This is a genomic window from Sphaerobacter thermophilus DSM 20745, assembly GCF_000024985.1.
Taxonomy (GTDB): Bacteria; Chloroflexota; Chloroflexia; order Thermomicrobiales; family Thermomicrobiaceae; genus Sphaerobacter; species Sphaerobacter thermophilus.
This window is the reverse complement of sequence record NC_013523.1, coordinates 2,341,523-2,355,058: the sequence shown is the minus strand read 5'-3', so window position 1 is coordinate 2,355,058 and position 13,536 is coordinate 2,341,523. Positions and strand designations below refer to the sequence as shown.

Below are 13,536 nucleotides of genomic sequence, written 5' to 3'. Positions count from 1 at the left end.
GGCGCGGGGGCCTGACGCTCTCGCCCACAGCGAACACGCTGACGACCGGCCTCTCGCAGACGCTGACGGCGACGCTGACCGACGCCGAGGGCGACCCGATCGTCGGGATCATGGTCTACTTCGACATCACCGGTGCTAACACGGTCTCGCGTGGCAGCTCGACCAACGAGTCGGGCGTGGCGTCGATCTCCTACACCGGGCGGAACGCCGGCAGCGATACCGTCAGTGCCTACGCTGACCTCAACGGGAACAACCGCCGGGACAGCAACGAGCCGACCGCGACCGCGACGATCACCTGGGTGCGCAATGCCACCCTGAGCCTGGCTGTCTCCGCCGATGCGCCTGACGCAGGCAGCGCGGTGGAGGTCATCGCGACCCTGGCGGATCCCGACGGCGGCGTGTCCGGGGTTCCGATCCGCTTCTCGGTCACCGGCAGCAACAGCACCAGCGGCGTGCGGACGAGCGACGCCACAGGCAAGGCCGTATTCACCTATACCGGCAGCAACGTGGGTACTGACACGGTGACCGCCTACGCCGACTTCAACAGCAACGGTGTGCGCGACACCGGTGAGCCTTCAGCCAGCGTGACCATCAACTGGAGACGGCCCTTCGGGCCGGCCGACCCGTCGCCCGCTCGGCCCGGCTGCGTCTACTTCCTGGCTACGCAGCACAACCTCTGCGCCGGGTTCCGGAGCTACTGGGAGCAGTTCGGTGGGCTCGCGGTCTACGGCATGCCGATCACCGAAGAGTTCGTCGAGAATGGTGTGACGGTGCAGTACTTCGAGCGCGCCCGCTTCGAGTGGCATCCCGGCGTCTGGCCGGAGCGTTACGACGTCCTGCTCGGCCTGCTCGGCAACGAGGTGACCGAGGGACGCCGCGGCGAGCTGCCGTTCCAGGCCGTTCAGGCGAACCCCGCCTGCCGCTACTTCCCGGAGACGGGCCATAACCTCTGCGGCGGGTTCCGGACCTACTGGGAGACCTTCGGCGGCCTAGCCGTCTACGGCCTGCCCATCAGCGAGGAGTTCCGGGAGGTCAACCCGGATACCGGCGTGGAGTACACCGTGCAGTACTTCGAGCGGCAGCGCTTCGAGTGGCACCCGGGTGAGTGGCCCGAGCGCTACGACGTCCTGCTCGGTCGCATCGGCGTCCAGGTGCTCGACGCCCGCTATCCCAACCGTTAGCCTCTCGACGCGAACCAGCCACCCAGGCGCCGCCGGGGATCTTCCCCGGCGGCGCTCACGTTCCCAGCGGTACCGTGCCGCCGGCGCCGGGCGAGGCGCTCGCGCCCTATCCCGCGCGGAGCCGGTCGCAGCGGGTGCCGCGGCCCGAGGTTCCATTCGGATTGAGGGAGCCGTCCTTCTGCTGCCCAGCGCGTGCACACCGTCGGCGCGTGGCACCAGCGCACCAAGACGGGGCTGGCTGGCTATCGTCGGCGCGATCGTAGCTGTCTATGCGGGCGTGAGCTATTTGGCGCCGCTGGCTCCGGCGCGCGTGGACATGTACGTCATCCGGCCAATGCTCTGGCTGCTGCTGGGATTGCTGGCGCTCCGGTTGGCCTGGCACGATCCGCGGGCGTCGCTGCGCGCGTCTGGCTTCCTCCTCCCCGCGCTCGCCATCGGCGCAATTCAGGTTGGAATCTCCGCCATCGCCGCTTTCCTCCTCGGTTGGGGCCGTTCGCCATACGGGCACGCGCCACTGGCGATCATTCTGAACCTTTGGTACGCAGGCGCACTCCTTGTCGGGCGCGAACTGGCCCGCTGGTATCTCGTATCGGCGATGAAGCAGCGCAGTGAAGCGCTCGCGGTCGCCGCCACCACGGTGCTGCTCTGGCTGGTGACGCTGTCGCCGCATGCAGTGACACAACTCACGGATCCCGACCGCGCCTTCGACTACCTGGGCCGTGTCGCGCTACCGGCCATGGCGGCCAGCCTGCTGGCGACCTACCTGGCACTCCTAGGCGGCCCGCTCGATTCTATTGGCTACCTGGGCGTGCTGACTGCCTTCGAGTGGCTGTCGCCGCTTCTGCCCGACCTCCCCTGGCCCGTCGCCGCGATGATCGGCGTCATGGTCCCACTGCTCGGTCTGCTCCTGATCCAGCCGGAGGAGGCGGCCGAAGCCGAGGAGGGCGGTATCAGCCTCCACTGGATGGTCGCGGCGGTACTGCTAGTGGTGATCGTCTGGTTCAACACCGGCGTCTTCGGTGTGCGGCCGGTTCTGGTGCAGGGGATCAGCATGGAGCCGGGATTCCACACCGGCGACGTGGTCATCGTGCGCCCGGTGGACCCGGAGGATCTGAAGGTCGGGGACATCATCCAGTTCCGGGACGGCAACCACGACGTGCTGCACCGGATCATTGAGATCCGCCAGGAGGAGGGCGGGCTCGTCTTCATCACGCAGGGCGACAACAACGATGCGCCCGACCCCCGGGTGCCGGCCGAGCACGTCCGGGGACGGCTCGCGTTGCACATCCCCAAGGCCGGGCTGCCGGGGATCTATTTCAAGCGTCTCGTGACGGCGGTGGTGCGATGAGTGAGCATCCGTTTTGTCGGTTGACACCTCCCACGTCCGGCGCGCCCGAGCCGACGGCGCACCCGGGGAAGGCCCGCCTGCGTAGCCGGATCAAGCGCCTGCGCGCTACTGCCCTTAGCGCCCTCTCGGCGCTCTGCCTGCTCTCGATGCTCACCCTGCCGATCGCCTACGGCGGCTGGTCCCAGGATCTCACCATCCGCGCGACGGTCCAGATGGGCACGTGGTGTCCGGCCGACCCGATCCCGGCGGACGTGTGGATCACGCCCCGGTCATTCAATCCGACGGGCAACGGGCCTGACCTCAAGGTTGAGATCACGCTCGCGAGCGACGTGTCGCACGCCTACTCAGCCCATCAGATCGCTGTCGCCAGTATCACTCTGCGGACCAGTGAGAACAGCATCGGGCCGAACATTGCAACGGCGCCAAAGTACAAGGGCAATGGGCGGCTGGAAGTAACGATCCCCCATCATCTGGCCGAGGATCTCGTGGAAGGCCAGCTGGCCGGCGACGTGACGATCACCGTCGAAGGCGTCGTAGGCGGCGACCGCTGCACCTTCGCCGGAAGCGACACGATCACCTACATCGTTCCCCCAGGCGGGCCGAAGTCCAAGGCTGCCCAGGACCCAGGGGGAGCGATTACCGGCGACCAGGGCATTGCCGACGACGCGACGGACAGCGAGGACGGAACGCCGACGCCCATGCCCGAACCGGGCGACGACGAGGGCACCGATACGTCGGACACGCCGTCGACCAAGCCGGATGGGACGGACGACACCCCGACGCCCGCGCCAACCACGCGCGATGGAGGCGAAGAGCCAGCGCCGCCAACCGAGCCTGAACCGGCGAGTGACCTCGATCCCAAGCCACAGGTGATGCCGACTCCGAAGCCCACCCCGGTGTCGTCCGCTGCGCCGCGGCCCGGCAATCGGGAGCCGTCCCCGGCACCAACTCCGGTACCTACGCCGAAACCGCGCGCGACGCCGGCGCCGGTGCCGACCGTGCCGCCGCCATCCTTCAGCATCGACCCGCCCGCGCCACGGTCGCAGCCGCCGCGTGCGCCGCATCAACCGCGTGAGACGCGCGAGGCGTGGCCGCTGACGATCGAGCGCATCACCTGGGCCTGCGACGGCGAAGATCGTGTCTGCGGCGAGGTTGTCGTCGATCGGTTCCCGTGGTTGCAGGCGGGCTCGGAGATCGTACTGGCGCTGGAGTACCAGGACCCGGCTACCGGCGCCTGGCAGCCGACCGGTGACACCGTCACGATCACGCTCGACCGCTGGCAGACGCGCTACGACTTCTGCCTGACCATCCCCGAGAAATACCGCGACGCGACTGTGACCGGCGCGCTGCGGCTCACACTCGCGTCGGAAACCACAACCGCGCTTACCGATCAGCCGGTCGCGTCCGACCCGCTGCTATGCTCCCCACCCGAGCCAGCGGAGGACCCGCCGCCATCGGACGCGACCGACCTCCCGGAGGACGATCCCGCGCGCGATCCGCCAGAGCCCGCTGCCCCGGCCGAGGAGCCGCCGCCTCCACCCCCGCCGCCAGCACCACCGCCGGCACCCGTCGAAGCTGCCACCGGCACCGACCCGGATTCCGACACGGACCCCGATCCAGTCCCGGACACCCCGGAGCCCGACCCCGACCCGGCTCCCGAGCCAACCCCGACGCCCGACGACCCAACACAGGACGAGGCGTAGTACCCATTGCGGGTAATGCCGCGCGTTGGTGTTGCGGACGAGTCCTCGAACTCTTGTTGCGGGGCGAGGTCTCGTGCTTTTCTCGTGGGCGGTGCCTCGTATTCATGTCATCCGGAGCGGAGCCGTCCGCCGCATGGCGGCGGAAGCGAAGGATCTCTGCGCTGGGAGTGAAGCCGAGGAGAGATCCTTCGACTCGAACGGAGCCGCCGGGGACGGCTGGCCGCCGCCCCCGGCTCCGCTCGGGATGACATCTGCGCACGCGGTGCCGGGTGTTGATATCGGCTCACGTTCCCAATCAACGCCGCTAGCCGTGTCGGCGTCGGAAGGGGGAGGCGGGCAAGGGCCGTGCCGGCGGCTGGGTCAGTTGTCCTTGGCGCCCTGGGCGATCCAGAGGCGGATGGTTTCGATCTGCTCGGGGCGGAGCTTGCGGCCGCCGATGGGCATGGCGGGTTGCTTCTGGCCGGTGATGCGCAGGTACAGCTCGCTCGCGTCGGGATCGCCCGGGATGATGACCGGCGCGCGCGGAGTGCCCTCCATCACCGTCTCATACCGGTCGAGCCAGAGCCCGGCTGAGCCGCCGTGGCAGCCGACGCAGTTGCGCAGCAGGATCGGCTGGACGTGTTTCTTGAAGCTCACCTCCCCGGTCGGCACTTCGGCCGGCTCCTCGTTGCTGCCGCCGCACGCCGCGGTCAGGAGCGTTATCGCCAGCAGCGACCCTGCGACCAGCCGCCGCCACATTTGCACCCTCATTCCTCCTCATTTCTGGACTCATGCGGCCCCGTTGCCGCTCTTCCCCATCTCTGGGCCCTGGGTCATCCACTCGAACCGGTCGTGGGTTCTGAGGAACATGCGCAGGCAATCCTCGGAGCAGAAGCGGATCACGGTGTCGCCGTGGCGCGTCTCCACACCGGTGCCGGGCGCGACACGGTGTCCGCAGACCGGGTCACAGACCTCCGCGGCGAGCGGCTCGCCGCTCAGCAGGTCGCGGTAGAGGCGCAGCTCGTCGGCGATCAGGCGCGTCAGCAGGAAGCGCTTGCGCACCCGCTCCCGGCCGAGCTCCGCCAACGCCTTCCCCTCCTCCGGGTGCCGCAGCAGCCAGAGGGTCCGCTCGGCGTACTCCTCGATCGTCTTCACCAGGAAGCCGCCGATGCCCTTGGGCATCTGAAGCGGGATGCCGCCGACCTGGCCGGCGACCACCGGGGTGCCTTTCCAGAGCGCCTCGGAGACGACGAGCCCGAATCCCTCGCGGATCGACTTCTGAACGATGACGTCGGACAGCCGTTGGAAGGCGTTGACCTCGAGGTTGCCGACTCCGGTGAGGTTCGTATAGACGTGGATGCCGGGGTCGGCGTTGGCTGCCTCCCGGATCTGGCGGTAGATGTCCCAGGCTTCGGGGTCGTCCAGGGCCATCGAGCCGACCAGCGCGAGCTGGAGGTCGGGCACCTCGGACTTGATCATCTTGTAGCCCTCGATGACGCCGAGCGGGTCTTTCCACGGGTCGAAGCGGCTGACCTGGGTGATAAGCGGTTTGTCCACCTCGACGCCGATCCACTCGAGCACGCGGCGAGCCAGGTGCGGGTCCAGGTCGAGGTTCTTCGGGCTCACCGGGTCGATGGCCGGCGGGATAACGTCGACGCGCATAGCGGGGAAGCGTGGCGGGACGAAACTGCCCAGGGTGAAGACCGCCGCGTCGTAGCCTTCCAGGTAGGGCAGCAGGAAATCCCACACCTCGAGGTTCGGCTCCGAGGTGTCGATATGGCAGCGCCAGATCCAGCGGGCGGAGTTCCGGCCGTGGAAGTGGAGGAGCGCCAGCGGCTGGGGATCGTGGACGACGATGACGTCGTAGTGGCGTTCGAACTGCTCCGCGTTGTGCTTGCTGTGTGCCTGGTAGATCTCCTTCTCCTCGGGGGTCAGGGGATACGGCGCGCCCTGCAGGCCGTTGTGGATCTTCTTGGTGACGGTGAAGAACGCCTCATCGCCGCAGATGATGCGCCAGTCGGCTGCCAGCCCGAGGTCGCGCAGCAGCGGGATCTTGGAGCGGAGGATCTCGGCGACGCCGCCGCCGTACGGGGTCGCGTTCAGGTGGAGCACCCGCACGCCGCGCAGGGGTTCGGCCAGAGCTCGGAGCTCCTCGACGACCTCGGCGCCGGCGCTGGCTGCGTAGGCATCGATCGACTGGGTGCCGACATCGATTAGTTCGAGCAACGCACACCTCCTCGGGCTCGTGCTGTGCCCTGGGGCACCGCGACGGCTTACGCTTCTTGAGGATAGCCTAGAGCGCGGAATCGGTGCCGTCAGTGGCCAACTATCGAGATCCCGCCATCGCGTTCCGGGGTGGGATCAGTGCCGTCAACTGGCACGATGCCAGCGCTCCCGAGTAGGACCGGCCGCCGTCAACTGGCCAGCTCGGGCCAGATGGTCAGGATGACACGCTCGGCGTCGTGGCGGATCAGCCGCTCGGTGTGCGCGACCGGCCCGGTCAGGACACGGGGCACCAGTGCCCGCACCGTGTCGAGGTCGGGTCGCACCGGTTCCGCCCGTTCCTCGGCGTAGCGGGCGAGCAGCTCCGGTGGATAGTCGCCGGTGTTGACAACGACGGCGTCGACCCGGCGCCCCAGGTAGCGGTGGACTTCCCGCACGAAATCGGACGCGGCGAAGCCGTCGGTTTCGCCGTGCTTGGTCATCACGTTGCAGATGTAGATCACCTCACCGTCGCTGGCGCGGATCGCCTCGGCCACGCCCTCGACGAGGAGGCAGGGGAGCACGCTGGTGTAGAGGTCGCCGGGGCCGATCAGGATCTTGTCGGCGCGCTCCAGTGCCTTGCGCGCCCGCAGCGTGGCGCGCACCGGCGGGTCGAGGAAGATCCGTCGGATCGGGAGCACCGGCCGGCCCTCGGGGCGGTCGATAGCCGCTTCGCCACGGATCACCGTGCCGTCGCTCAACTCGGCGCAGAGCGTGGACTGGTCGAGCGTGACGGGGATGACGTGCCCGTTGGTGCGGAGCAGTTCCTCGGCGTCTTCGATGGCGCCGAGCAGGTCGCCGTCGTTCAGGTCCTGCAGGGCGTGGAGGATCAGGTTGCCGAGCGCGTGGCCGCCGACGCCCTGGGTGGTTGCGTCGGGGAACTCGGGGAACCGGTAGTTGAACAGCTCTCGCCAGAGCGCGCTGGCGCGTGAGAGGGCCACGAGCGCCTGGCGAAGGTCACCCAGCGGCAGCGGGCGGCCGAACTCGTCGATCAGCCGGCGCGAGGATCCGCCGGAGTCCATCATGGTGACGATGGCCCACAGGTTGGTGGCGACCTTGCGCAGCTCCGACAGCATGGTGTAGGAGCCGGTGCCACCCCCGACCGTCACAATGCGCTCGTCGATCCGCTGGCGCATGGTCGCCCCCTCACAATCCGCGCGGGCGCCGACCCACGTGGATCGGCTCGCCGCGCCCTGCCCGATGGCGGTCGCGCCGAAACCGCCACGCGGGCAGCGACCCTCGTCACTCCCGGGACCGTGACCTTCCCTCTCCCCCGTACCTTCATCGTACCGCACGATGAACGAAGATGGACGATTCGGACGGGGAGCGCATCGAGTGGACGCGGTGGGGATCCTGCGGTACAGTGCGGACTACCGCCGGTGAGTCGCGGCGTGCGTCGGAGATGAGAGCCGCTATGCATACGGTCGTCATCTTTTCCCAGCCCGGGTGACGGGCCTGCCACCAGGAGATGGAGTATCTATCTCGACGCGGCATCAGTTATACGGTGCGAGACATCACCGAGGACCCGGACGCGCTCCGGGAGCTGCTGGAGCTGGGCTCGTACCTGACGCCGACAACGCTGATCGATGGCGAGCACGTCGTCATCGGGTTCGACCAGGCGCGGCTCTCCCGCCTGCTGGGCCTGACCTGATTCGAGGGAGCGTATGGCCGAGAAGCCGGACCAGCCGCTGCACGGGACCGGCCCGGAGGATCTGGACCTCGCAGGCCATGTAGGACAAGGTGACTACGAGGACGAGGAAGAGGAGATCCCGCGGCCGGCGATGACCGTCATCATCGTCATTGCCGTGGTGATCGCGATCCTCTACCTGACCGTGGGTGGCGGCCACAACCACTTCCACTAGTGCCGAACGCCCGGATGGACCGCCGTTGGCGCAGACGGCCATGCCCGCCGTGTGGCGGATGGCCGTGACAATGGGTGTGCCGGTCAGCGGAGCCCTCACGAGGGTGCGATCCACGCCATAGAGATCCCGCACGAGCGCGGGCGTGACCACGTCGGCCGGCGCTCCCTGCGCGACCACCTTGCCACCACACATCTCCACCAGATGGTTCACGTCCCGGCACGCCTGAAAGCGATCGTGCCGGGTCATGACTGTGGCCTGCGAGAGAACGGGACACACAGGGCACCTGACCTGTTAGACTCTCTTCGTCGTCTGCGTCACCCCGTACCGTTAGCCCGCGTGCGCATATCGTCCCGATGGGTGACGCCGCACACCGGGGCTTACCTGCAAGGTGTGGCAGGCGCCGTGGTCCAGGGTCGGAGTCCTGTCGTGTCCAGTCTCCTCCGTGTCGCGATCGTCCTCACCCTGCTTCTGGCAGGCACCGCCGTCAGCCCGGTCGGCGTGCGTGCCGCACCAGATACGCCCGCCATTGGCGAGCCTGCCTTCGCCCGCCTCTGGGAGCGGACCGAACGCCCGGTCGCCACCCAGGCGGTCACGCGCTCCTGGCTTTGGGGGCCGGCGCCGCTCGATGCAGTCGTCACTGAGCGCTACGTCGACGCGCCGGGTGGTGCGCGCCGGGTGCAGTACTTCGACAAGGGGCGCATGGAGTTGACTGACCCGCAGGGCGACCCGACGAGCCCCTGGTACGTTACCAGCGGCCTGCTGACCCGCGAGCTGATCAGCGGACGCGTGCAGATCGGTGACGGGACGTTCCTCAACGGGCACGGTGCGGAGGTGCCGGTGGCGGGCGACCCCACGAACACCTTCCCGACGTATCGTGACCTGGAAGCGATCGTCGACCAGACCCAGCCGGATCGCACCGGCGAGGCGGCGACGATGGCGCTGCTGCCCGACGGCCCCGGCACGTACGACGAGGCCGCCCAGGATCCCAAGGCCCGCTTCACCCGCTACATCACCTACACCGGTCCCTTCGGCACGCCGGTGGGCTACAACATCCCGGTCGCATTCTGGGAGTTCATGACCCAGCCCGGGCTGGTGGCGAGCGAAAGCGGATTCGCCATGGCCGAGCCGCTGTTCGACTGGCTCTTCGTCCTCGGCTACCCGATCGCCGACCCGTTTTGGACACGGGTGCAGGTGGCCGGGGTCGAGCGCTGGGTGCTGGTGCAGCCCTTTGAGCGCCGCGTGCTGACCTACACGCCGGACAACCCGGCCGGGTGGCAGGTGGAGATGGGGAACATCGGGCAGCACTACCACCGCTGGCGCTACGAGGCCACGCCCCCCACCACGTCCACGGGCGATCTCGTGGGGTACGGCATGGTCCAGGGCCGGACCTGGACCTACGCGACGACGATGGGCATCGACACCGAGTGGCGGATCACCGGCACCTCGGAGTCCTTCACGGCCGGGTCCACGCTGATTACCCGCAGTGAGTCGGGATGGACCGGGCGCTTTGTGACCTACTGGTCGGTCGGCCCGGATGGTCTGACTCTCCACGGGCATGACCAGGTGGACGAAGCCGGTCGCCTGCTTGAGTCGGCGGTCTACTGGCCGCCGGTCCGCTACCTCCCGCCGCTGCCGTTGGAGACCGGCGTGCAGTGGCAAACCAGCACCACCGTGCTCTCGACCAGCGGCCCGCCCCGGCGCACGCTCGTCAGCGGGCTTGTTCTCGGCCGTGACCTGGTGGCGACTCCCGCCGGGCTCTTCCCGTCGTGGAAGATCGAGCTGTCGTCGTCGACCGACCGCGCGGCCCCGCAGGGCTTCAGGCTCTCCGCCACCCTCTGGTTCGAGCCTGGCATCGGCATCCTCCGCTGGCACACCCGTACCTACGGCGCGCATCTGTATTCAGCCACCCCGGTACAGGAGTGACGCGCGCGGCGGCGCTGGCCGCCGCACGGCAGGGGGTCGGCCGCTCCTCCTGGGGTGAGCGCGACCCATGAGGGAGCGGCCGTTTGCGTTCGTCCCGCGATCTCCCCGTCTCGCCCCAGTTCGCATTGCGTGGCCGTGGCACGGTGTGGAGTGTGCGGGGATGAGAAAGGGCGATCCTGGCCGGAGGTACAGGTCGCCGTCATGAAGATGCTGTCTATGATGAAGATGGGACGACATGGTGCCTGTCACACGACCGGATAAGGGGAGGGGCGCCATGTGGCGGAGCGTGTGGACCCGTAGCCGGCCATCGGGCCGGGTTCTGATCGCCGCACTCGGGGTTGCGCTGGTGCTGTTGTTTGCCCGACCCCGGCGTGTCCGCGCGGCAAGCTGCCCGTGACGGTCACGTGAGACGAGCGGAGAGGGGTGCGTATGCCGATGTTCATGTAACATCGGTCACCATGCTCCGTTGAGAGAGGTGGGGCGACAGAAGACCCTGAGGAGAGCGGGCGCGGCCCGAGAAGATCAGACAGGTGGGGGAGGGGATGAGCGTGCACCGTCTTCGGCGGCTTCCGCTGCTTGCTGTGCTGATTGCGGTTCTGATTTCCGGTGTGGCCGGGGTATTCGGCGCGCCGGCCGCACAGGCGGCAGATATCCTGCCGGCCAAGATCTATTTCCATGAAACCGGTCACCATCTCAGTGGGGACTTCTTGACCGCCTGGCAGGCCAACGGGGGTCTGATGACGTTCGGCTACCCGCTGACCGAGCCGTTCGTCGAGGACGGCATGCTCGTGCAGTACTTCGAGCGGGCGCGCTTCGAGCGGCACGACCAGCATGCCGGCACGCGCTACGTGGTGCAGGCGACGCTCCTGGGCAATTGGGTCGCTGAGCGGCTGCGCCACACCGACCCGTTCCGGCCGCTCCCTCCCGATACCGGCACCGGGGGTGACCCGCACCGGCGCTTCTTCCCGGAGACCGGACATTCCCTGGCGTACGGCTTCCTGGACTACTGGCAGCGCCACGGCGGACTCTACGTCTTCGGCTATCCGATCAGCGAGGAGTTCACCGAGAACGGGCTGACGGTGCAGTACTTCGAGCGGGCGCGCTTCGAGTGGCACCCGGAGCACCGCGGCACCGAGTTCGAGGTCCTGCTCGGCCGGCTCGGGGCGGACTACGCGGCCAGCCGTGGGGTCAGCACCGCACCGGTCCCGAAAGACAGCGATGCCATCTCCGCCTTCCCGGGGCTGCTCGATCCCGATTGGGGCAAGGCGATCCGCACTCACGACGGCGCGGTCTTCGGCGCGATTACTGCCGACGTCCTGAACATCCGCTCGGCCCCGCGCCTCGACGCGCCCACGGTCGGCACAACCTACTACCGGCATCCGGTCGCCATCCGCGCCATCGTCGAAGGCGACCCGGTGGACGGAATCCCGGTCTGGTACCAGATCGGTGACGGTCGCTACGTCGCGGCGGCCTGGGTGCGGCCGCTGGTTCCCGCCGCTCCGCCGCAGATCTACGGCGGGCGCTGGGTGGACGTCAACCTGTCGAACTTCTACGCGGTGGCCTACGAGGGCTCGCGACCGGTCTACGTCGCGATCATCACCGCCGGGCGCGACGGCAAGACCCCGATCGGCGTCTTCAACGTGCAGTACCGGGTGCGCAACGAGACGATGGACTCGGCGACCATCGGGATCCAGAAGGGGCAGCCTGGCTACTACTACCTGGAGAACGTGCAGTTCACCCAGTACTTCAAGGACGGCGGGTACGCCATCCATGAGAACTACTGGACGCCGCCCTCCGCCTTCGGCGGCTTCGGTAGCAACGGCTGCATCGGCCTGCTCCTGCCCGACGCCGAGTGGTTCTGGAACTTCCTGTCGGTCGGGTCGGTGGTGGCGATCCACTACTGAGGCGCGATCCGTGTTGCGTGGTCCGTGTTGCGTGCTCCGTGCTCCTGAGCGCTTGCGCGCTAGTCGTCTCACCCGGGACTGTGCGACGGCGACGTGCCCCATACGGAACACGGAACACGCAACACGGACCACGTCCCCGCCCTCTGCTCCCTGAGTCGCGTAGAATCGGGGTATCCAACCGGGCCGCACGCGGCGACGAGAAGGAGCATCCCATGTTCGAGACGTACCTCGGGACCGACGCGGGCGTCGTCCGGCTGACGACCTCCGGCGTGGAGTCGCTCGGGCTTGACGACCAGCGGATCAGCGCCGTCTACGCGCTCCGCGACGCACGCGGCGACACCGTGATCCTGGCCGGGAGCTACGGCAACGGCCTCTTCCGCAGCAGCGACGGCGGCCGCACGTGGGCCCCGGTCGACGGCGGGATGACGGCGCCTGCCGCGCGCACCATCACCCCAGACCCGACCCGTCCGGGCGCGCTGCTCTGCGGCACCGAGCCGGGGCGGATCTTCCGCAGCCTGGACGACGGCAGCACCTGGGAGGAACTGGCGGGTATCCGCGACCTGGCGGGCTACGAGGAGTGGTTCCTGCCCTACTCGCCGCGGGCCGGCGCGGTGCGCAACATCTACTCGCCGCCGGGCGAGAGCCAGCGCCTGCTGGCATCGGTCGAAGTCGGTGGGTTGATCGAGAGTCGCGACGGCGGGGTCACCTGGGCCTACGTTGATGTCGGGCCTGACCACGACATCCATCACATCGGTGGCCACCCGTCGGACCCACGGATTCTCTACGCTTCCCTCGGCTATGCCGCGCTGAAGTCGCAGCCGCGCGGTGACGGTGCGCCCCAGTACGGCGGCATCGCCCGCTCCCGCGATGGCGGCGCGACCTGGACCAAGGTGGAGACGGACTACACGCGCGCCACGATCGTCCCGCCGGCGCGGCCCGATCTGCTGCTCGCCGGCCCGGCGCCGCATGTCGGGCGCATGGGCCGCATCGTGGTCTCGGTCGACGAAGGTGACACCTGGGAGCCGGCCGGGACCGGTATCGAGACGCCGATGGAGGACATGGTCGAGCTGTTCCTGGCGGCGCCGGACGACACGGTGTGGGCGATCTGCTCCGGCGGGCGGCTGCTGCGTGCCGAACCCGCCGACCCTGGCGCCTGGCACTGGCGCTCGGCCCTGCCCGCGGACTTCAAGGCAAAGGTCGAAGCCGCCTGCTTCCTGGCCGGCTGAGGGCCGGGCACGGGGCGGGAGCGGGCGTCGTTGATGGCGCCCGATGACTCAACACGATGTACGTGGTCGGCATGGGCCAGGGGAGGGTGGCGTGAAGGATCCCACAGCGCGGCACAGGCCGGGTGGCGGACCCCCTATGCCGAGGTGT

Annotated in this window: 11 protein-coding genes; 8 read left to right on the top strand and 3 right to left on the bottom strand. The window is 68.7% G+C overall.

The window, feature by feature from the left end:
- Positions 1-11: 11 nt before the first annotated feature.
- The 3 genes from STHE_RS10625 to STHE_RS10615 all read left to right on the top strand — a co-directional run bounded on the left by STHE_RS10625 (position 12) and on the right by STHE_RS10615 (position 4,232).
- A complete protein-coding gene (locus STHE_RS10625) occupies positions 12-1,181 on the top strand; it encodes an Ig-like domain-containing protein (RefSeq protein ID WP_148219961.1) in 1,170 nt (389 codons plus the stop codon).
- A gap of 277 nt (positions 1,182-1,458) precedes the next feature.
- A complete protein-coding gene (locus STHE_RS10620; protein ID WP_012872582.1) occupies positions 1,459-2,529 on the top strand; it encodes a signal peptidase I in 1,071 nt (356 codons plus the stop codon).
- A complete protein-coding gene (locus STHE_RS10615; protein WP_012872581.1) occupies positions 2,526-4,232 on the top strand; it encodes a hypothetical protein in 1,707 nt (568 codons plus the stop codon). Before STHE_RS10620 ends, STHE_RS10615 begins: the two co-directional genes overlap by 4 nt.
- 360 nt (positions 4,233-4,592) lie before the next feature.
- Here STHE_RS10615 and STHE_RS10610 read toward each other — a convergent pair whose 3' ends face one another.
- The 3 genes from STHE_RS10610 to STHE_RS10600 form a co-directional block, all read right to left on the bottom strand.
- Positions 4,593-4,982 (bottom strand): c-type cytochrome domain-containing protein, encoded by a 390-nt coding sequence (locus STHE_RS10610; protein ID WP_083776102.1) that lies wholly within the window; start codon positions 4,980-4,982, stop codon positions 4,593-4,595.
- 18 nt (positions 4,983-5,000) lie between these two features.
- The gene (locus tag STHE_RS10605) at positions 5,001-6,437 is read right to left on the bottom strand and encodes a glycosyltransferase (protein WP_012872579.1); all 1,437 of its coding nucleotides are present in this window, start codon (positions 6,435-6,437) and stop codon (positions 5,001-5,003) included.
- Between the two features lie 188 nt (positions 6,438-6,625).
- Entirely contained in the window at positions 6,626-7,609 is a 984-nt protein-coding gene (locus tag STHE_RS10600; RefSeq protein WP_012872578.1) for a gluconeogenesis factor YvcK family protein, read from the bottom strand.
- A 278-nt stretch (positions 7,610-7,887) separates the two neighbouring features.
- Between STHE_RS10600 and STHE_RS18525 the strand changes: the two genes are divergently transcribed.
- The 5 genes from STHE_RS18525 (at position 7,888) to STHE_RS10575 (ending at position 13,388) form a co-directional block, all read left to right on the top strand.
- The gene (locus STHE_RS18525; protein WP_012872577.1) at positions 7,888-8,124 is read left to right on the top strand and encodes a glutaredoxin family protein; all 237 of its coding nucleotides are present in this window, start codon (positions 7,888-7,890) and stop codon (positions 8,122-8,124) included.
- Between the two features lie 13 nt (positions 8,125-8,137).
- Positions 8,138-8,335 carry a hypothetical protein gene (locus tag STHE_RS10590; RefSeq protein ID WP_012872576.1) on the top strand — a complete coding sequence of 66 codons (198 nt, stop codon included), beginning with the start codon at positions 8,138-8,140 and terminating at the stop codon, positions 8,333-8,335.
- 426 nt (positions 8,336-8,761) lie between these two features.
- Positions 8,762-10,258, top strand: coding sequence for a hypothetical protein (locus STHE_RS18030; protein ID WP_012872575.1), 1,497 nt, complete (start codon positions 8,762-8,764; stop codon positions 10,256-10,258).
- Between the two features lie 548 nt (positions 10,259-10,806).
- A complete protein-coding gene (locus tag STHE_RS19450) occupies positions 10,807-12,162 on the top strand; it encodes a L,D-transpeptidase (RefSeq protein WP_012872574.1) in 1,356 nt (451 codons plus the stop codon).
- A gap of 212 nt (positions 12,163-12,374) precedes the next feature.
- Complete coding sequence (locus STHE_RS10575) at positions 12,375-13,388, top strand: WD40/YVTN/BNR-like repeat-containing protein (RefSeq protein ID WP_012872573.1); 1,014 nt, start codon at positions 12,375-12,377, stop codon at positions 13,386-13,388.
- The last annotated feature ends 148 nt before the right edge of the window (positions 13,389-13,536 follow it).

Bases quoted from the DNA above. Each gene is read 5' to 3' on its own strand.
- STHE_RS10615 (WP_012872581.1), top strand. From the start codon at position 2,526: ATGAGTGAGCATCCGTTTTGTCGGTTGACACCTCCCACGTCCGGCGCG.
- STHE_RS10610 (WP_083776102.1), bottom strand. From the start codon at position 4,982: ATGAGGGTGCAAATGTGGCGGCGGCTGGTCGCAGGGTCGCTGCTGGCG.
- STHE_RS10600 (WP_012872578.1), bottom strand. From the start codon at position 7,609: ATGCGCCAGCGGATCGACGAGCGCATTGTGACGGTCGGGGGTGGCACC.
- STHE_RS10590 (WP_012872576.1), top strand. From the start codon at position 8,138: ATGGCCGAGAAGCCGGACCAGCCGCTGCACGGGACCGGCCCGGAGGAT.
- STHE_RS10575 (WP_012872573.1), top strand. From the start codon at position 12,375: ATGTTCGAGACGTACCTCGGGACCGACGCGGGCGTCGTCCGGCTGACG.